The organism is Cyclobacterium jeungdonense (genome assembly GCF_010994275.1).
GTDB classification, from domain to species: domain Bacteria; phylum Bacteroidota; class Bacteroidia; order Cytophagales; family Cyclobacteriaceae; genus Cyclobacterium; species Cyclobacterium jeungdonense.
In genome coordinates, this window is the sequence record NZ_WMCD01000001.1 from 178,932 (window position 1) to 198,708 (window position 19,777).

Here is a 19,777-nt window from a genome sequence, read left to right on the forward strand (position 1 = left end):
TTTTCCGTTTCAGAATACTATTTTGTCAATAACCATTAAACTTCGTAATAGAATTTTTGTTTGTGGAGCTAATAATAAAATTCAAGTTAATGTTAGCGATTTTCAAAAGAAATTCCAAAAATTTACCGGGGAAATGAAAAAACTTATCTTACTGATAATAAGAGAGATAGCTTTAGTTAAGAAATAAACCAGGAAATCCCTTCCAATACATAAAAAAAGGCAATCAAAAATGATTGCCTGTGGTATAATTCTGTAAACGAATGGTTGCTACCGCTTTTGGCCGTTTTCGATAAAATTTCCCAATTCCAGGTATCGTTGATATTTTTTTTGATAAACGTTACGATATTCCGCCCTGGGTTGATATACCTTATCAAAACCATTACCCATTTTGGAAACCGCATCTGTAACGCTATCATAAAGTCCTGCTGCCGTGGCGGCATAGATGGCTGCACCAAGTGCAGGGGCTTGTTCTGATTTCGCTACTTTAATGGGCATATCCAATACATCCGCCATGGTTTGCATGACCAGAGTCGATTTTTTTGCAACGCCTCCCAATCCTATCACCTGCTGTATGGGAATGCCCTCTTCTCTGAACCGCTCAATGATCCTTTTGGAGCCAAAACAAATGGATTCTACCAAAGCCATAAAAACGCCGGAAGCATCGGTCCCCATATCCAGTCCGGAAATGGCTCCTTTCAGGTTTTGGTTCGCATCCGGTGTCCGCCTGCCATTGATCCAGTCCAATGCTATAACCTGGCTTGCATCCGGAGAAAGTAAGGCTGCCTGATTGGATAGGGTTTGTATTAACTTGTCCTCCAAATGGCTGCTTATTTTAGCAAAAGTTGCTTCATCCAGCCCGGATTCAGTAAGGGTATCCAGTACTGGTTTTTGAATTAATTGGACAAACCAAGCCAAAACATCTCCAAATCCTGACTGTCCGGCTTCCAGACCAATTTTTCCAGGAATGACCGACCCATCTACCTGCCCGCAGATACCTTTTACGGTTTTGTTTTCCAAAGAAGCCGGAGAGGTGACCATGATGTCGCAGGTGGACGTACCCATCACTTTTACAAGTGTCCCGTCAGCTACTTCTCCTCCCACTGCCCCTGCATGTGCGTCAAAGGTCCCTACAGCCACGGTTGTTCCGGGTTCCAGTCCCATTCTTTCCGCCCAGGATTCCGAAAGGTACCCTGCTATCGTATCGGATGTGTAAGTGTCTTTATAAAGGTTATTTTTCAAGGCTGCCAATCGGGGATCCAACTGTTCTAAAAACCGAGTATCTGGAAGTCCGCCCCAGCTTTCATGCCAGAGTGCTTTGTGACCTGCAGCACAGCGGCTTCTTTTAAATCCAGGAAGGTCTTTTCCACCGATGAGTTCATAAGTAAGGTAGTCGCAATGCTCCATCCAGGAATGAGCGGCCGCAGCTACTTCCCGGTCTTCCCGGATAGTGTGAAGAATTTTTGCCCAAAACCATTCCGATGAATAAATACCTCCTTCGTATTTGGTAAAGTCTTCTCCACCCCAGGATCTGGCTAGCTCATTGATTTCATCCGCTTCAGCCACCGCTGTATGGTCCTTCCATAAAATCATTTGGGCATTAGGGTTGTCCGTGAATTTTTGCGACAGTGCAAGGGCTTGCCCATGTTTATCTACCGGAAGGGGTGAAGAACCCGTAGTATCTACACAGATTCCTTTTACCAATTCTTTAGAAATTCCACTCTTTTCCATAACCACGCGAATGGTATGCTCCAAGCCTTCCAAATGATCCAGAGGATGTTGGCGGAATTGGTTTTTTCCAGGGTTGCAATACTTGCCCGCTTTCCAGCGGGGATAAGCAAATACTTCCCCCCATACGGTTTTACCATCTGCTGCATTCACCAAGACGGACCTGACGGAGTCGGTTCCAAAATCAACTCCCAATACGTATTTGTCCATGTGTTATTTATTTTGGGTTGATAGAAAAGCCATCTTTTATAATAGCTTCCTATTTGTAAAAATATACCCAAATATTGAAAAATGACCCATTATTATCTTAAAAATACCAGAACAACTTAGTAAAGATCCGATTCAGAAGGATCTTCCTGATGCCAGGTTTGGACTTCCAATATGGAGTCGTTTTCGGTTTTTATAGCCATGTGGTATTCGTACTTGATTGATTTTAAGGTCTCTCCATCCAACGCGGAGAAAGTAGTCCAAACCAGCGTCCAGTCCCCTTTCAAAATCCCGCGGTTTACCCGAATGCTTTTAAGAATAGGGTCACTGAAAGACAGGTGGCTCATTTTTTTATGTTGGGACTTCCAATGGGCCAGTTCCTGCATGCTGTCCCGTATGGAATCCGTATTCGTATTAATGCACCTAAATTCCGGATGAATTAATTCCTTTATATAATCATAACTTTCCAGTTGTAAGCCTTCCAGATAGCGTCGAATTAACTTTTGATCCGATTTTTCCTGGGGGTTGGCGGTAACCGGAGGGGGTGTGCCCCCTTTAATATGGATTGGCTGCTTTTCGTATTGGCTGGAAAACAAGTATCCAGGTAAAAAAGCAAGTGCTAATGAATTTTGGATATTGGTCATATCTGTTAATTATCTCATAAAAATAGATTTCTTGCTCGAATGCGGGTTAGAGATTCGAATCAAGGTGATTTCATCGACAAAATACAAAAAAAAGTATTAAAAATTCAAATTTAGGTGTTTTTTATTTCCTTTTTTGTGTTAATATCTTACAATCGGGATTTTTGAAACACCCGCCCCCGACCAAAATAGGCTAAGAGTTACCCTAATTCCGACTAGTAGTTTCTTCGAAAAAAATGTAAAAAAAGGCCGGGAAAGTGATTCGATTTTCCCGGCTTTCGACTAGTAATTAATTTTTAATTGGACAGGCGAGTTGAGCATTGATAATTTGAACCCATTTTTTGGCTAGTGGTCCCTCTCCGAGTAAGTCCGAGTGTCTTTCTCCATCGAAAAAGAGCAATCGAGGACCGACAGTTTCCGGATTCCAAAGCACCACCTGAATTTCCAAACGGTCAATTATTTCCTCTCTTTCCCTTCCCCTTCCTTTAAATCGACTGGATTTAAGAAGGTATACGTCTTTTATATCGCCGATCTGAAGTTGAACCAATCCCAGTGGCGAAGAGGAGTTTGCATATAAAAGTGTTCGGTTGGTTTCGTCCAATCCGATTGCATATTGACCTCGCCAAAAATCGTATTGGTGGAGTTGAAGACCGTACTCCTGGGCTTCACGGAAAAATTGCTGTCGCAGAATCAATTCCAGTCGCTTTCGTTTCTTTGAATGATAAACGAATGGGGTAATAAATGCTATTATGGCCATCAGGGAAATTCCAAGACTGACCGGTTCTATTGGTGTCATCGTTGATTTTAAGAAGTAGGAATAAATATTATTGCATGCAAATACCCCTTTATACCCTTATAGCTTAGGAAGCCAATAATATAGGGCAATGCGGAAATACATAAGGGGAAGCTATCCCGATTAGTCGAAAATGTGGAAGGGAAAGAGAATCAAACGAAGCCGGTGAATGGCAACGATTGCTGACAAAGTTGCTAAACTCCTTAACCTATCGGGTAAAAACTCAACCTGGGCAGAATGACCTCTATCGGAAACCGCTGGCCGATGGGTACGTTCTGTTTTTTTGCTGGAGTCTGATTCCAGACTTTCAAATAGAACAGGAAAATCCGATGTGGTATCATTGTCAATAAAGGATCGAAAGGAAGAAACTTCTGTACTCTTTTCGTTGTCAGAAAAGACCCTTATAGAATGGACTGAGATAGCCAATCCCGTTAGAAAAAGCAATAGAAAGGTTTTTGTACTTGTTTTAAGGCTCATATTCTATCGAATATTCTATCGAATCTTATGATTTTAACGATAGTTATAAAATAATTGCTTAGTTTATAGAAAAAAAATTAAGGTTGAACCTGTTTCTTTGTAATAAATAAGCCTTTATATTCGACCTTTAAATTTGTCAGCCCAAATGGTTCTTTCGTCGGTATTACTTGTAATTGGTTTTGTTCTGTTGGTTTACGGAGCAGATAAGTTGGTGGAGTCTGCCTCTAGTATTGCTTTGCGGCTATCCATTCCTAATATGGTGATTGGACTAACCGTTGTGGCCTTTGGTACCTCCGCACCCGAATTGTCGGTAAACGTGATGGCGGCAATGGAGGGTTCCGGAGAAATGGTTATGGCCAATGTACTAGGTAGTAATATATTCAACGTACTGGTAATTTTAGGGGTTTGCGCATTTGTTTATCCACTGACTGTAAAGTCGAATACTACCTGGATAGAAATACCGCTGAGTTTGCTGGCTGCATTGCTGGTTTGGATCCTGGCCGGTGATCGCTGGTTGGATGGGGGTGAATCGAATCTGGTAAGCAGAAGTGAAGGGCTGGTTCTGATATCGTTTTTCTTGGTATTTATAGTTTATAATGTGATGGTTTCAAAAAATCCCGAAGCCCAAGCTGAAGAAGTGCCCGTAACGGAAATGAAAGTGAGCAGTGCCATTTTTTGGTTGTTCCTGGGCTTGGCAGGTTTGGTATATGGAGGACATTTAATCGTCAGCAATGCCATTTTTATTGCCCAAACCTTCGGATTATCTGAGAGAGTCATCGGATTAACCATCGTCTCCATAGGAACTTCCTTGCCTGAGCTCGCCACTTCCCTGGCAGCGGTAAGAAAGAAAAAAGTGGATATTGCGATAGGCAATGTGGTAGGGTCAAATATCTTCAACATATTCCTAATATTAGGTCTGTCATCGACCATTTTTCCGGTTGTGATTCATGATGGGACATTTTTAGACATTGTGATGAATTGTGTGGCGGGTTTGCTACTGTTTTTATTTATTTTCTCCGGAAAAGGGAGAATGCTAGAAAGGTGGGAGGGAATCACTTTCCTGTTAATCTATGCGGGGTATTTGTATTATTTGCTCTTTTTGTAACGCTTTCGCTTTATAGTGTAAGTAAGATAAAAAAAAGCTGCCATTTGAGGTGGCAGCTTAGGTTAATTGGCAGCTTATTGGGTAACAGCCGGTGAAACGTTTTCCGACTGTACGGAATCCTCAGTCAGAGGTATTTCTTCCACATTTTCAGGTTCGGGAACATCCTCAATCTGTTCAGTAGGTACAACTAGGGATTCTTCTGTGGCTTTTTTTCCGCAGGAAAGCTGAAGGCCTGCTGTGCAGACCATCAAAGCTAGGATGATTGTTTTCATTTGTTTTGCTTTTTTTAGTGTCGCTTGGACAAAACAATCTATCTAATTTGCGTGCCAAATTTTTCATTATTGGCCATTGGTCGAAAGTATATTTTTTTGAAAGAATTACTTCCCATTTTCTCTCGTATGAGGTCATAGGGAAGGGAAGAAAAAAGGGGACTCTTTGCCAGGTCCTGCCTGTTTGATTAAGTACGAAGTGATTTTTAGTTATCAAATCGGATATACTTTTCCCTTCCAGAAGCATCGGTCACCTTTAGTGTTAAATCTTTAACTTGTATTTGGTCAAATACGTAATCTTTTCGAAACCCCCCGGGTTCGTCAATGGTTTCGTTAAGCAGAACCCGATTGGTCTGGTCAAAAAACTTTACCAATGTTCCCGGCTTTTCAAGACCTACAACCAAAAGCGATACTTTATTAGGACCAACCTTTTTCCCGTAGGCCATAAGAGGAAGCACCACTTTTTTTCTGCTTTCTATTTCATACCGGTTGCTTCCCTCTTCCCCGATAACGTGCAACACGTAAATGCCTTCAGCAAGCTGGGATAAGTTTATTGGAATGATGACCGGTTCCTTTGTTTGGTAGGTTCCATTGAATAGGGTTTTTCCGGCCTTGTCCGTAAGCCGCAACGCCACCTTGTCAATGGCAGTTTTAAAATGTACCCGGACCAATTGGTTTTTCGCTTTAATTCGGGTGTTTTCTTTCAATTCTTTCAGACCAGGATTTGCCATGGAACCAATAGAAAAAACAAGTAAAAAGAATAAGGAAAATAAGGTTTTCATGATTTTGATTGTTAATTCATTCACTATTTTTATTTCATTTTGTCTGCGTGTTCGAAAATATAATTGCCAATTGCAGGCCAGAAAATAAAGTTATCATATAAAGAATGCCTGCAGTGGCACTTTCAAATAAGTGGCACAGGCTGCAAGATCGTAGTTTAGTCCGGTTTTGAGACATGTTATGGGAAAGGTGTACGGAGCAGACCTAAAAATGGCTTCCTGACTGACTGATCAGAAAAAATCAACACGTAATCATTTTTTTAAAAATAATACTGAAAAATTTATTTTGCTTTTCAATATCAAATATAATGTTCGATTTTGAACAATAAGGTGCACGAATAGGTATCAAATTAGGAGTCTTAACTGGATTCAGGGAAGCGTTTATATTCCCAAAAATACCTGCATGGTGCCATCCGCCTAATACCGTATTTGAAATTCACCGGGATTTGGCTAATTTAAGAACATGATTTGCATGCTTATGTAGATGAAATCGAGCATGACAAGAACGTCACACAGTGGGATGATTATAAAGCATGCGAGATTCTTCCGAATAAATTTGGGACCAGCTATCCCGACCTTCGGTACGGGACAAGTTGTGACCATTAAGAAACAATTATAAACACATGAAAAGACTAGAAGGGATACTTGCGGGGATGTGTTTGTTATTAATTGGTTGTGGTGGGGAAAGCAACCGCGAACAACCTATGCCGGAAACGATCAGTTATAACCTGCATATCAGGCCTATTTTGTCTGAAAACTGCTTTGCCTGCCACGGTCCGGATGCTAATAAGCGGGAATCAGGGTTGCGGCTAGATCGGGAAGAAGATGCTTTTTCTACGTTGAAAGAACAACCGGATCGGCATGCCCTGGTACCGGGTAATCCGGATGCTTCGGAAGCTTATCTGCGGATACTAAGTTCTGACCAGAATGAACGCATGCCCCCGCCATCTTCGAACCTGAGCCTATCGGATAATCAAATACAGTTGATAGAAAAATGGATAGGTCAAGGTGCGGAATATGAACCTCATTGGGCATTTGTCCCTCCGAAAAAGGCAATGTTGCCGGAAGTAAAAACCAAAGATTGGGCACAAAACGAACTTGATTATTTTGTTTTGGAAGCTATGGAGGAAGCAGGTTTATCTCCTAACGAACCTGCCGATAAGTTGAGTTTGATTCGTAGAGCATATTTTGACGTTATTGGCTTGCCTCCCAATCCGGAATCCTTGGATCGAATGGCAAAAGACGAGTTGAATCTGGATGGGTTGCTGGACAGCTTATTTGCAAATCCTGCATATGGGGAAAAGATGGCTGTACATTGGATGGATTTGTCCCGATATGCAGATTCTCATGGATATCAGGACGATTACTATCGTACCCAATGGCCCTGGAGGGATTGGGTTATTCATGCCTTTAATCAGAATCTGCCCTATGACCGATTTATCACCTGGCAACTGGCGGGTGACCTTTTGCCAGGTGCAGGAAAAGAGCAACTACTAGCCACGGCCTTTAACCGCAACCACAAAATCACGGAAGAATCCGGTGCCATTGATGAAGAATACAGGGTGATGTATGCCGTGGACCGTACCAATACCCTGGGTAAAGCGCTATTAGGAATGACTCTGGAGTGTGCCCAATGCCACGATCATAAATACGATCCCATCTCCCAAAAAGAATATTATCAGACCTTTGCTTTTTTTAATACCGTGGCCGAGTGGGGCATCGAAGAAGCGAGTCCGGGGTTTTCTAAAAAAAGTCCTGCAAAAGTGCCTTTAATGGAAATACGGGAAGAGGATGTGGAAGATATTCTTCATTTTGTCAATATGCCAGACAGTACCCGCAGGGTACAGACCTTGCTGGCAAATATGGGAAAAGGAACTAATTATAATTCCTTGTTGGCAGAGGCAGATGTGCTAAAGGTCTCGGTTATGGGCGAGCCAGACAATACACGACGCACCTACTTGTTGGATCGGGGAATGTACGATGCGCCAAAGGAAGCGGTAGAACCCGGAATTCCGAAGGCTATCCTCCCTTTTCCGGATCATTTGCCCAAAAACCGCCTGGGTTTATCAAAATGGCTTTTTGATTCGGGAAATCCCCTGACAGCCAGGGTTTTTGTGAACCGAATCTGGCAAGAAATATTCGGAAAAGGCCTTGTAGCCACTCCCGGCGATTTTGGTATGCAGGGCAATTTGCCTGTAAACCAACCATTGCTGGACTGGCTGGCAGTCGACTTTATGGAGAGTGGTTGGGATATTCAAGGGCTAATCCGGAAAATAATGCAGTCTGCGACCTACCAGCAGTCTTCGGTAGTTGATCCTGAAAAATTCGAACAGGATCCTGAAAATCGGCTTTTGTCTCGGTTTCCGCGGCAGCGTCTCCCTGCCGAGGCAATCCGGGATCTGGTACTGGCTAGCAGCGGGCTATTACACCGTGAAATTGGCGGACCCAGTGTGAAGCCTTACCAGCCGGAGGGATTATGGGAAGCGGCTACTTCGGGTAGAGGGAATCTCTCCAGGTATCTTCAGGATAGTGGAAAGTACTTGTACCGTAGGGGATTGTATACATTTATAAAACGAACGGTGCCCCCACCATCCATGATGATATTTGATGCCAGTAATAGGGATGCCTGTGAGGTGGAACGGCTTCAGACCAATACCCCCCTGCAAGCCTTAGTGATGATGAATGACCCGGTTGTTCTGGAAGCTTCCAGGGTGTTGGCAGAAAAACTACTGGAAAGCGGAGAGCCCACCCCCCATCTTATTCGGGCTGCCTTCTACCGGATAGTGGGCAGAAAGGCCGAAAAGGAAGAATTCCAGATTCTTCTGGACAATTACGGTTCTTTTTATTCAGGATACAGTGAGGAACCGAAGAGAGCAAAAGCTACGCTTGCAGTAGGGGAGTATCCACTTAAGGACTCCTTGCCGGTAGTGGAAAGGGCCGCATTGATGCAGGTAATTTCGTTGCTGTATAATCTGGAAGAAACCATTACAAAATCCTGAGTTATGGAAAAAGAAATTTTAGACCATCGTCTTCACATCAATCGCAGGCATTTTCTATCGAAGTTGAGCCTGGGCCTGGGAAGTGCAGCACTTGGGTCCCTGCTTATTCCAGATTTATTTCGTGGCAATGATCTTTCGGGGGATGGAATCGGACAACTGGGGATTCCGCATTTTGCTCCCAAGGCGAAGCGTGTCATTTACCTTTTTCAGAACGGTGCACCTTCCCAGTTGGAATCCTTCGACTACAAACCAAAACTCCGAGAAATGTGGGGAGAAGAATTACCGGAATCCATTCGAATGGGGCAGCGATTGACGGGCATGACTTCCAGCCAGAATTCCTTCCCTTTGGTCGGTAGCTTCAGTGATTTTCAGCAATACGGAGAGGCCAGGGCATGGATAAGTGACCTCTTTCCCCATACTGCTGGGATCGTAGATGATATCTGCATAATCAAATCCATGCACACCGAAGCCATCAATCACGACCCGGCGCTCACTTTCTTTCAGACCGGGGCGCAACAGGGCAATCGACCCAGTATGGGTTCCTGGCTGAGTTACGGGCTGGGCAGCGAAAATAGCAACCTGCCAGCGTTTACGGTTTTGCTCTCCAAAGGAAAAGGCAACGGACAGGGGGTTTATTCCAAATTATGGAACAATGGATTTTTACCAGCGACTCATCAGGGGGTACAATTTAGCAATGGGGAGGATCCCGTCTTATATCTCAACAACCCAAATGGAATGCGCTCCTCTGAGAGAAGAAAAATGTTAGATCATTTGGCGGCGTTGAATCAATTGTCCTTTGAAAAATCGGGAGATCAGGAGATACAGGCCAAAATAGCTCAGTACGAGATGGCGTACCGCATGCAGTCTGCAGTACCTGAGGCTACTGACCTCTCCAGGGAACCGAAGCATGTTTTTGAAATGTATGGCGAGGATAGTCGTAAACCAGGAACTTTTGCCTCCAACTGTCTTTTGGCAAGAAAATTATCTGAAAGTGGCGTACGTTTTGTGCAACTTTACCATCAGGGCTGGGACCAGCATGGAAACCTGCCTTCCGAAATGGCAGTGCAAGCCAAAGATGTGGATCAGCCGTCAGCAGCGCTGATAAAGGATCTAAAGCAGCGGGGATTGCTGGACGAGACCCTGGTAATCTGGGGAGGAGAATTTGGGAGGACCAACTATTCCCAGGGGAAGTTAACCAAAGAAAATTACGGGCGAGACCATCACCCCCGGTGTTTCAGTATCTGGATGGCAGGTGGAGGCGTTAAGCCTGGAATGGTTTACGGAGCCACAGATGAATTTGGATACAACATTACCGAAAACCCGGTCCATGTACATGATTTTCAGGCAACCGTTTTGCACCTACTAGGGCTTGATCACGAAAGACTGATCTACAGACACCTGGGCAGGAAATTTCGACTAACGGACGTATCGGGAAAAGTAATACCCGCTATTTTGACTTGATCGAGCCGGTAGGGATTAGACGCTTTGACTGTTAGGGTAGGTCCTGGCCCGAAAAGAAATGGAAGATTCAAAATTTGGGATTCAAAGTAAAAAGATGCATTTTTAAATGCGTTCAAAATAAGTCAATTTTTGATTTTTAGATAACCAAACCAATAGATGAAAAAATTACATTTCGCCAATGGTGACACCATGCCTGCTTTGGGTTTGGGCACCTGGCAATCCAAACCAAATGAAGTTTATGAGGCCGTACTTCATGCATTAAAAATTGGATACAGACATATTGATTGTGCCCCCATTTATAAAAATGAGCAAGAAATAGGTAATGCCCTTTCCAAGGCTTTTGCAGCGGGCTGGGTCAGCAGAGAGGAGGTTTGGATTACTTCCAAACTTTGGAACGATAGTCACCTTCCGGAAGATGTGCTTCCTGCCATGAAGGCCACATTGGCCGACTTGCAACTGGAATACCTGGATTTATATCTGGTGCATTGGCCGGTAGCCATCAAAAAAGGGGTGGATTTTCCATCTGGCAAGGAGGATTTTCTAAGTTACGAGGAAGCTCCCCTCTCCAGTACCTGGAAGGAAATGGAAGGATTGCACCAAAAGGGACTAACCCGGCATATTGGCGTATCTAATTTCAATACCAGCAAATTGAAAGAAATCCGGGAAGGAGCGAGTAAGCAGCCGGAATTAAATCAAGTGGAATTGCATCCATACCTCCCCCAAAATGAGTTGAAAAGGTATTGCGAAGAACAATCCATTTTGATGACAGGGTATGGTCCCTTGGGTGCCGCTTACCGAGTAGCGAATAACGAAGTCGATTTTCCTCTATTGCTGGAAGATAAAATCTTAAATCAAATTGGCAGCAAGCATGAAGCCACGGCAGCACAGGTTGCTTTGGCCTGGGCCCTGGAGCGAAACACTTCAGTAGTACCAAAATCGGTCAATCCACAACGAATTGCTGAAAATCTTGATGCCGCCAAATTGCATTTAGATGAGGAAGACATGTCGCTTCTAAATAAGTTGGAGGGACCTTACCGCTATACCCCCGGACCCGCCTGGGTGGGAAATGGCAGTCCGTATACCTATGCCGACCTTTGGCAAGAATTTATAAATTAATTTTTAACTACCTTAAAATTGTACAAAATGAAGTTCATTACCTTTGACAATAACGATCAGCTTCCCATGTTGGGGCTAGGAACCTGGAAGTCCGCTCCCGGTGAAGTATATCAGGCCATATTATGGGCTTTGGAAGCCGGGTACCGGCACATTGACTGCGCAGCTGTTTATCAAAATGAAAAGGAAGTAGGGGATGCATTGAAAAAGGCCTTTGACGATGGAAAGGTCAAAAGGGAAGAGGTGTTTGTGACCTCTAAATTATGGAACAATGCCCACGAGAAAGACCAGGTAAAAGTAGGATTGAATAAAACCCTGCAAGACTTGCAGTTGGATTACCTGGATTTATACCTTATCCATTGGCCCGTGGCTTTGAAGTCGCATGTCATGTTTCCAGAAAATGGAGATGATTTCCTGGATTATTCTAAGGTTCCACTATCAGAAACCTGGTCAGGAATGGAGGCGCTAAAGGCGGCAGGTAAAGTAAAGCACATTGGTGTTTCTAATTTTAATCAAAAAAAAATAAAGGAACTGCTGGAATCTTGTCAGGTAAAACCTGAGATGAATCAGATCGAATTGCACCCGTACCTTCCTCAGCCGGATTTGGTAAATTATTGCAAAAAAAATGGAATCAATGTGACCGCTTATTCCCCGCTGGGATCAGCTGACCGGCCCAAGGCAAGAAAAAAGGATGATGATCCCGTTTTGCTGAAACATCCCCTGTTCCAGGAGATTGCCGACAAGCATGGCGTATCAGTGGCGCAGGTGTTAATTGCCTGGTCCCTGCACCGGGATATTGCTGTGATTCCAAAATCGGTAAATAAAGAAAGGATCAAACAAAATCTGGAGGCGGCTGATGTTAGCCTGGATGCTGCAGATATGCAGGCAATCCAGGGAATTTCGCAGCAACATCGGTACATTGATGGTACCTTTTTCACAGAAGTACCCGGAAGCCCGTATAGCCAATCTGACCTTTGGGATTCTGTTTGAGTTGAATAGACCAGCCCTGTTTTTAAAACCTGGCTGGTTTATTTTACTTCTGGATTGTTTTTCAGTCTATCAAGTGAATTTATTTTTTTATTGTGATACATTTGTAATGGAAAAATGTAAAAAATTTCTTTTTCAATGTAAATTGGGAAAGTTTTGATTGTAAAAATTATTCATTGCAGCGAGATCCGATCATGAAGTCAGTACACGTTTTATTGGTAGAAGATAACGAAGGAGATGTTTTCCTAACGACGGAGGCCTTGGAGGATAGTAAATTTGTGGAAGAGATCAGTATCGCCCGGGATGGACAGGAGGCCTTGGATTATGTATTTAAAACCAATGGGTTTGAGGATAAAAATACTCCTGATTTGATACTATTAGATGTTAACCTTCCGAAAAAAAGTGGTCATGAAGTACTTGCTGAACTCAAAGCGCATGCGATTTATAAGCGAATACCAGTGATCATGTTGACGACATCATCTTCCAGTAGGGATATTGATTTGTCTTATGAAAATCATGCCAACTGCTATATAACCAAGCCTGTAGAAGTTACCGGTTTTTTGGAAGCGATGTCGACCATTGAGCAATTTTGGATGAACACCGCCAGCTTGCCCTACGTATAATTTGGCTGTAGTCCTGGAAAGGGAGGAATTTGGTTTTGTTAAGTCGGTGGAGATTGCTAAATTTTGCTATCAAATTGTCCCAAACAAGTCATGACCCATTTCCTAACCAAAAATGCAATCCGTTCCTTCCTGATATTTTTAGCTGTTTTGTCGGTTGCATGTGCAGGCAACTCGGAGAAAGAAGGTCGTAATTCTAAGAATGAATTACCCAATATAGTACTAATTTTCACAGATGACCAGGGGTACGGGGACTTGGGGGTATTTGGCGCCCGAGGGTATCAAACACCCCACCTGGATCGAATGGCCCGGGAGGGAACTCAATTCACCAATTTTCATGTCTCAAATGCCGTTTGCTCTGCTTCCAGGGCTTCTTTATTGACCGGTTGTTATTCCAATCGATTGGGGATTTTTGGAGCCTTATCCCATCAGAGCGAACATGGACTGAACCCAGAGGAAGAGACGATAGCGGAAGTCCTCAAACCGCTGGGATATGCCACTGCCATTGTTGGAAAGTGGCATCTTGGACATAAAGATCCCTTTTTGCCCACCAAGCAAGGCTTTGATGAGTTTTTTGGCTTGCCCTATTCTAATGATATGTGGCCTTACCATCCGGAAAGGCCCGGGTTTTATCCACCCCTTCCTTTGTACGAAAACGAAACGGTCATTGATACCCTGGAGAATCAAAGTATGTTGACCACCTGGTATACAGAAAAAGCGGTCGATTTTATCCAGCGGAGGAAAGAGCAGCCATTTTTTCTTTACCTGGCGCACAGCATGCCTCACGTGCCCTTGTTCGTGTCCGATAAATTTAAGGGTAAATCCGAAAATGGATTGTACGGAGACGTAATAATGGAAATAGACTGGTCGGTGGGTGAGGTAATGAAGGCACTCCGTCAAAATGGATTGGAGGATAATACCCTGGTGATTTTCACTTCGGATAATGGTCCCTGGCTTTCCTATGGTTCCCATGCGGGCAGTTCAGGGGCTTTGAAAGAAGGAAAAGGGACTTCTTGGGAAGGCGGGGTTCGGGTACCAACGATTATGAAATGGCCGGGAAAAATTCCGGCTGGCAAAACCCAGGATCAGGCAGCCATGACCATCGATTTGTTACCCACCCTGACACATATTACCGGAGCTTCCCTTCCTGAAAAACAGATTGACGGAAAAAATATTTGGCCCCTTATTACTCAAGAAGAAGGGGCCGTCTCGCCCCAGGAAGCTTATTATATCTACTACAACCAAAATGAGCTCCAGGCTATGATCATGGGTAAATGGAAACTTGTTTTCCCGCATCGTTACCGATCCCTTCCTGAGGGGAGTAAGCTTCCTACCGATGGAAATCCGATCGCCTATGAGATGCTTATTTTGGAGGAGCCGGCACTATATGATCTTTCTGTGGACAGGGAAGAAAGTAATAATGTTCGGGAGCAATATCCTGAAGTGGTGAAGGAAATGATGGCCTTGGGGGATCTTGCCAGGGAAGACATGGGAGATGCCCTACAAAATATACCTGGTAGAAATCTTCGGGCCCCGGGAAAACTTTCCGAAACAGATAACTAATCTAATTCGAAGAATTCATTTCAGCATTTTAGGCATACCCATTGCTACTTGGAATAAGAAGAAATTTTTAAAAACATAAACAATAAGACAATTTATGAAAAATTTGGAGGAATACAGTTTGTTTGATGATGTATCCAAGGTGGTAGATCATGCCGCTAGTCACATGGACATCCATCCCGGACTTTTAGATCAGATCAAACAGTGCAATAGCGTTTACAAATTTAATTTTCCTCTTAGAAACGGGGACGGCACGTACCAGGTAATTGAAGGTTTCCGGGTGCAGCATTCCCACCATAAGTTACCTGTAAAAGGAGGGATCCGTTTTAGTAGTTTTGTGAATGAAGAGGAAGTAAAAGGCCTTGCTGCATTGATGACCTACAAATGCGCACTAGTAAACATTCCCTACGGAGGGGCAAAAGGTGGCGTCACCATTGATCCTACCAAATACAATACCGATCAACTGGAAAGGATTACACGTAGATATACCTCAGAATTGATAAAAAAGAAATTTATCGGTCCGGCCATCGATGTTCCGGCTCCTGATTATGGCACAGGAAGTAGGGAAATGGCATGGATAGTGGATACTTTTGAAGCCTTCAATCCCGAGGTAATTAACGCCAAAGGTTGCGTCACGGGCAAACCGCTATCACAACACGGAATTGAAGGACGAACCGAGGCGACGGGTATGGGGGTATTTATTGGAATACGGGAAGCGGTAAGTGTCAAAGAGGACATGGATGCCCTGGGTTTAAATGTTGGATTGGCTGGAAAGAAAATTATCGTACAGGGTCTGGGAAATGTTGGTTACTATTCGGCAAAATTTTTACAGGAGGCAGGAGCCAAAATCATTGGAATTGCAGAATACAACGGAGGCATCTGGAACGAGGATGGAATCGATGTCGATGATATAAAAAGGCATCAGGTAGCCAATAAAGGATTCAAAGGATATGGTAAGGGTACGTTTATAGAAGATAGTATGTCCTTACTGCTATACCCTTGTGATATATTGATTCCTGCAGCCCTGGAAAACCAGATAACCCTTAAAAATGCAGCTAAGGTTCAGGCTAAAATTATCGGAGAGGCAGCCAATGGGCCAGTTACTCAGGATGCTGACAAAATTCTTTTGGAGAAGGGAATCATGATCATTCCGGACATGTACCTGAATGCAGGTGGTGTAACCGTTTCTTATTTTGAGTGGTTGAAAAACCTGTCCAGGGTATCTTTCGGAAAACTGGAAAAAAGATACGATATGAAAAAATACGACCTGCTTTTGGAAAGTATCGAAAAGGCTACGGGAGACACCTTTAGCGAAGAACAAAAAGACATAATCGTCCGGGGGGCGAGTGAGCGAGACCTGGTCAATTCTGGCCTGGAAGAAACAATGGTCACCGCTTACCACCACATGAACGGGGTGCGTAAAGAAAAGAATATTAAGGACCTGCGAACAGCCGGCTTTATTGTGGCGCTGGAAAGAATTGCCATTTCGTATATGGATTTAGGTATTTTCCCATAAAATACCTTCTGCCATGAAGAAAAGACAGTTTTTAAAAAAAACTTCAATAGTAATCGGAACCAACCTTATTTTACCTATGGTGGGCTGTGAATCAGGAAAACAAGTACAATCGGGACCAGCAAGGGTTAACTGGGCGGGAAATCTTCGATACAGTACCCCTAATCTGGATATACCTGCGGATAGAAATTCACTTCGGCAAGTAATCAAAAAAACGGATAATGTAAAGGTTTTAGGAACCATGCATTCCTTTAATACGATCGCAGACAGTGAGCATCAGCAAGTCTCCCTGGAAGATTTGGATCCAGATATCCAGCTGGATACAGCGGGGCGCACGGTTACCGTTAGTGGTGGTGTGCAATATGGGGTGTTAGCAAGGAAACTTCACGAGCAGGGATTTGCCCTGCACAATCTTGCTTCTCTTCCCCATATTTCGGTAGCAGGTGCCTGCGCAACGGCTACCCATGGATCAGGTGACAAAAACGGAAATCTGTCCACCACCGTTACCGCTATGGAAATGGTGATGGCAGACGGGGAACTCCTTGTTCTTAACGAAGTTCAAAATCCGGAGGAATTTAAGGCTGCGGTAGTACATCTGGGAGCCTTGGGAATTGTAACCCGGATTAGCCTGAAAATTCAGCCCACTTTTAACGTCAGGCAGTATGTATATGAAAACCTGTCGCTAAAGCAATTAGGTGCGAATTTCGATCCGGTCTTTTCTTCGGGTTATAGTGTAAGCCTGTTTACCGATTGGCAGGAAAAGCGCTTTAATCAATTGTGGATAAAACAGCAAGATGACGGAGGGGATGTAGAAGAGATGCCCGAGGAAATTTTTGGAGCAAGCGCTGCGAAAACGCATTTGCATCCAATTAAGGAAATTTCTGCAGTTAATTGTACGGAGCAAATGGGCATCCCAGGTCCCTGGCACGAGCGACTTCCCCACTTTAAGATGGACTTCACGCCTAGCAGCGGCGAAGAACTCCAATCAGAATACTTCGTTCCAAGGGAACATGCAGTTGAGGCCCTTGCCGCTATTTTTTCTTTGGGAGAAGCCATTTTCCCCTATTTGTTGATTTCAGAAATTCGATCCATCCGGAAGGACTCCTTATGGCTAAGTACGGCCTATGAGCGAGAAAGTATTGCTATCCACTTTACCTGGAAGCAGGATTGGGAAAACGTGCAGAAATTGCTGCCGGAAATTGAAAAGGAGCTAATGCCTTTTGGAGTCAGGCCTCATTGGGGTAAACTTTTTGCCCTTGAACCTACCTACCTTCGTGATCAGTACGAGCGCATGGAGGATTTTACCAGTCTGATGAAAAAAATGGATCCCCAAGAGAAATTTGTTAATGATTTTCTGAAAAGAAATCTACTGAATAAAGCATAAAAAAGGGCTTTCTGATTATGGAAAGCCCTTTTTTTGCTATTCAGAAGTCTTAAGGAGTCCTAATACTTCTTCCAGTTTAGCAGGATCATCTTTGTAGGGGGATAAATCAAAAATGGCTACTTTTCTGAAGTCAATGGGGTGACTTTCGCTTTGAAGGGAAATAAATCCTTCGGAAATTAATTGGCCGTCCTTTTTAATATCGGGGTTGTGGTTACTTACATTTCCTCCTCCCATCTGCGGTTGGTGATACGTGAGCACGGTATCTCCTTCTACGATGTGGTGAATAATGGAGTCACCCAGAACCAGAAAATCAGCCGTAACCCATTGCTCACCGTGATAGGTTTCGGATGAGGAACTGGTGCAATGGGGTGTAAATAGTTTTCCATCCATTACCACATTGGTTCCGGGGGTACACAAGTTGCTGGTAGTTCGCGGGTTTTCGCCATCTCCGCCCAATAATTGGCCTTCGATGGAAATGGGGAAATCCTGGTCTTTGGTCATCGTTTCGGGATCCTGTCCATGAAGCATCACACCTGAATTCCGCAATGCCCATCCTTCCCCTTCAGGAGCTTGTTCGCCTACAAAGCGGTATTCCACCCGATACAGGTAATGTGAAAAGGATTCGTCGTAAAAAATGTGTCCGTATTGCCGGTCAAAAGCTTCGTATCCGTCATAGCGAACCTTTAGTAAACCATCCTCTACCCGAAAAGTATTTTCATAGTTTTCGTCCAGTTCGTGCTTGGAAATCTTAATCCGCCAATTTTCAAGGTCTTCCCCATTAAAAAGCGAACGCCATTCGGATTTTACATCTATTGTTTCGTTTTCGTTACCCTGGGAACACGCTAGCATGGTTAGGCAGGCCAATAGAAGCGTGAATACTTGGCTAGGATTGAATTTCTTCATAGTTGTTGTCTTAAATAAGGCTTTTTATAAGCTGGATTTTACCTGCAATTTAAGAATTTTTACTTCATTTGACCCTCCCTTCAAGTACAAAGGGTTAAGTATGGCATAAAAAGGATTTTCAATGCCCTCAAAGTTAAGAAGAAATAAGAGTTCAAACGGCAGAGATAGTGGATCAGACCAGCCTTGCTCAGGGATAAACCATTTAAGTTGCTGTCCCGGAAGAGAAGTAGGGGTACGATTGGGTTCCTGTAGCAGGCCTTCAAAATAGCTGACAGCAAATCCGTTATCCAAGGCATACAGACCAGTGATTTCTCCTTCAGCCAGTACTGAACCATCGTTTCCAAGAGGGATGGACTGCCCTTTTATTTGTACGAAATCTGGGGTTTCCAGAGAGATACTTTCTTCCCAATTTCCTTCTTTGGATAAGTCATAGCGATGAACAAGGGGCTCCTTGTTAAAGGCAAGGTACAACTGATTATCCCTCACGCTAATCAATGGTGTCGGTTGTTCAAAATGAAGGTCCTGTTGGTATTTACTTTCGGGAGAGAGCTGCAAAAAAGGGGCAGTTTCACCGGTTTTCATGTTCACTTTTTCCAACAGGTGATTATCACGGAAGTAGCCCTTGTCGTAAGGGCTTTTGTTGTCCCTTCCCGGGTAGAAAAGTAACAGGTCATCCTGCCACCTGGCCATGATCTGTACATTGCGTTTCAGGTCCATGGCGCCATTGGGAAAGGGCATGAACATTTTCTCCTTGAGCTGAAGGTTTTGGTTCAGCAGGCCTATTTCTCCCTTAATGGAATGCGCCAAAACCTCGCCGTCGGGCAATATTTTCAATCCATTGACATAGAATAACCCATTTTCACCCTCAGCCGGGAGGGAATTGCTGACCAAAATGGAGCCGGTACTATCGAAAGCAAGGTATTTCCCGGACCGGTAATTATAGATTAAACCGCGGTTTCCTGAAAAATCTGCCGCATGCACTTCCCCCTCAAAAGGAATGGATAAGGTATCCAATACGACTATCTCGTATCCGTCATGCTGATTGGTATTCCCCGAGCCACAGGAGCTGATCAAGAGGGTAGCAATCAAAGCCAGGAAGGAATAATAGGTAGAATTCATGTCGAAAGTTAAGGGCATTTTTTAGCCTTTTCAAACATTTTAGAGAAAGTAATTTCTGCTTTATTAATGAAATTCTCCACATTTCATATATCTTCATGGCTTCCTTCCGGTTTTCTGGTTTT

Annotated in this window: 17 protein-coding genes; 9 read left to right on the forward strand and 8 right to left on the reverse strand. The window is 43.7% G+C overall.

From position 1 onward, the window contains the following. Positions 1 to 267 precede the first annotated feature (267 nt). The 4 genes from GKS34_RS00660 to GKS34_RS00675 form a co-directional block, all read right to left on the reverse strand. Positions 268 to 1,935: a ribulokinase gene (locus GKS34_RS00660; RefSeq protein WP_163382888.1), complete on the reverse strand. Its 1,668-nt coding sequence runs from the start codon at positions 1,933 to 1,935 to the stop codon at positions 268 to 270. Between the two features lie 116 nt (positions 1,936 to 2,051). Next, complete coding sequence (locus GKS34_RS00665) at positions 2,052 to 2,576, reverse strand: hypothetical protein (RefSeq protein ID WP_163382889.1); 525 nt, start codon at positions 2,574 to 2,576, stop codon at positions 2,052 to 2,054. Positions 2,577 to 2,862: 286 nt separating this feature from the next. Continuing rightward, the gene (locus GKS34_RS00670; protein WP_163382890.1) at positions 2,863 to 3,369 is read right to left on the reverse strand and encodes a hypothetical protein; all 507 of its coding nucleotides are present in this window, start codon (positions 3,367 to 3,369) and stop codon (positions 2,863 to 2,865) included. Positions 3,370 to 3,489: 120 nt separating this feature from the next. Then, positions 3,490 to 3,843: a hypothetical protein gene (locus GKS34_RS00675; RefSeq protein WP_163382891.1), complete on the reverse strand. Its 354-nt coding sequence runs from the start codon at positions 3,841 to 3,843 to the stop codon at positions 3,490 to 3,492. 145 nt (positions 3,844 to 3,988) lie between these two features. Between GKS34_RS00675 and GKS34_RS00680 the strand changes: the two genes are divergently transcribed. Then, positions 3,989 to 4,948 carry a calcium/sodium antiporter gene (locus GKS34_RS00680; RefSeq protein WP_163382892.1) on the forward strand — a complete coding sequence of 320 codons (960 nt, stop codon included), beginning with the start codon at positions 3,989 to 3,991 and terminating at the stop codon, positions 4,946 to 4,948. A 74-nt stretch (positions 4,949 to 5,022) separates the two neighbouring features. Here the strand turns inward: GKS34_RS00680 and GKS34_RS00685 are convergent, their stop codons facing one another. Next, positions 5,023 to 5,220 (reverse strand): hypothetical protein, encoded by a 198-nt coding sequence (locus tag GKS34_RS00685; protein ID WP_163382893.1) that lies wholly within the window; start codon positions 5,218 to 5,220, stop codon positions 5,023 to 5,025. Positions 5,221 to 5,423: 203 nt separating this feature from the next. Continuing rightward, on the reverse strand, positions 5,424 to 5,999 hold the full coding sequence (locus tag GKS34_RS00690; protein ID WP_163382894.1) for a DUF3244 domain-containing protein: 576 nt from the start codon (positions 5,997 to 5,999) through the stop codon (positions 5,424 to 5,426). 620 nt (positions 6,000 to 6,619) lie between these two features. Between GKS34_RS00690 and GKS34_RS00695 the strand changes: the two genes are divergently transcribed. The 8 genes from GKS34_RS00695 to GKS34_RS00730 all read left to right on the forward strand — a co-directional run bounded on the left by GKS34_RS00695 (position 6,620) and on the right by GKS34_RS00730 (position 17,633). Next, a complete protein-coding gene (locus tag GKS34_RS00695) occupies positions 6,620 to 8,995 on the forward strand; it encodes a PSD1 and planctomycete cytochrome C domain-containing protein (RefSeq protein ID WP_163382895.1) in 2,376 nt (791 codons plus the stop codon). 3 nt (positions 8,996 to 8,998) lie between these two features. Beyond that, positions 8,999 to 10,456 carry a DUF1501 domain-containing protein gene (locus tag GKS34_RS00700; RefSeq protein WP_163382896.1) on the forward strand — a complete coding sequence of 486 codons (1,458 nt, stop codon included), beginning with the start codon at positions 8,999 to 9,001 and terminating at the stop codon, positions 10,454 to 10,456. A gap of 156 nt (positions 10,457 to 10,612) precedes the next feature. Then, complete coding sequence (locus GKS34_RS00705; RefSeq protein WP_163382897.1) at positions 10,613 to 11,572, forward strand: aldo/keto reductase; 960 nt, start codon at positions 10,613 to 10,615, stop codon at positions 11,570 to 11,572. A 27-nt stretch (positions 11,573 to 11,599) separates the two neighbouring features. Beyond that, complete coding sequence (locus GKS34_RS00710) at positions 11,600 to 12,559, forward strand: aldo/keto reductase (protein WP_163382898.1); 960 nt, start codon at positions 11,600 to 11,602, stop codon at positions 12,557 to 12,559. Positions 12,560 to 12,750: 191 nt separating this feature from the next. Then, positions 12,751 to 13,179 carry a response regulator gene (locus GKS34_RS00715; RefSeq protein WP_163382899.1) on the forward strand — a complete coding sequence of 143 codons (429 nt, stop codon included), beginning with the start codon at positions 12,751 to 12,753 and terminating at the stop codon, positions 13,177 to 13,179. Between the two features lie 90 nt (positions 13,180 to 13,269). Beyond that, complete coding sequence (locus GKS34_RS00720) at positions 13,270 to 14,739, forward strand: sulfatase family protein (RefSeq protein WP_163382900.1); 1,470 nt, start codon at positions 13,270 to 13,272, stop codon at positions 14,737 to 14,739. A 94-nt stretch (positions 14,740 to 14,833) separates the two neighbouring features. Continuing rightward, positions 14,834 to 16,252, forward strand: a complete 1,419-nt coding sequence (locus GKS34_RS00725) for a Glu/Leu/Phe/Val family dehydrogenase (protein WP_163382901.1) — start codon at positions 14,834 to 14,836, stop codon at positions 16,250 to 16,252. A gap of 13 nt (positions 16,253 to 16,265) precedes the next feature. Further along, a complete protein-coding gene (locus GKS34_RS00730) occupies positions 16,266 to 17,633 on the forward strand; it encodes a D-arabinono-1,4-lactone oxidase (protein WP_163382902.1) in 1,368 nt (455 codons plus the stop codon). Positions 17,634 to 17,669: 36 nt separating this feature from the next. Here the strand turns inward: GKS34_RS00730 and GKS34_RS00735 are convergent, their stop codons facing one another. Both GKS34_RS00735 and GKS34_RS00740 read right to left on the reverse strand, forming a co-directional pair. Continuing rightward, positions 17,670 to 18,482, reverse strand: coding sequence for a 3-keto-disaccharide hydrolase (locus GKS34_RS00735; RefSeq protein WP_240459139.1), 813 nt, complete (start codon positions 18,480 to 18,482; stop codon positions 17,670 to 17,672). Between the two features lie 78 nt (positions 18,483 to 18,560). After that, positions 18,561 to 19,673: a hypothetical protein gene (locus tag GKS34_RS00740; protein WP_163382904.1), complete on the reverse strand. Its 1,113-nt coding sequence runs from the start codon at positions 19,671 to 19,673 to the stop codon at positions 18,561 to 18,563. Between the last annotated feature and the right edge of the window lie 104 nt (positions 19,674 to 19,777).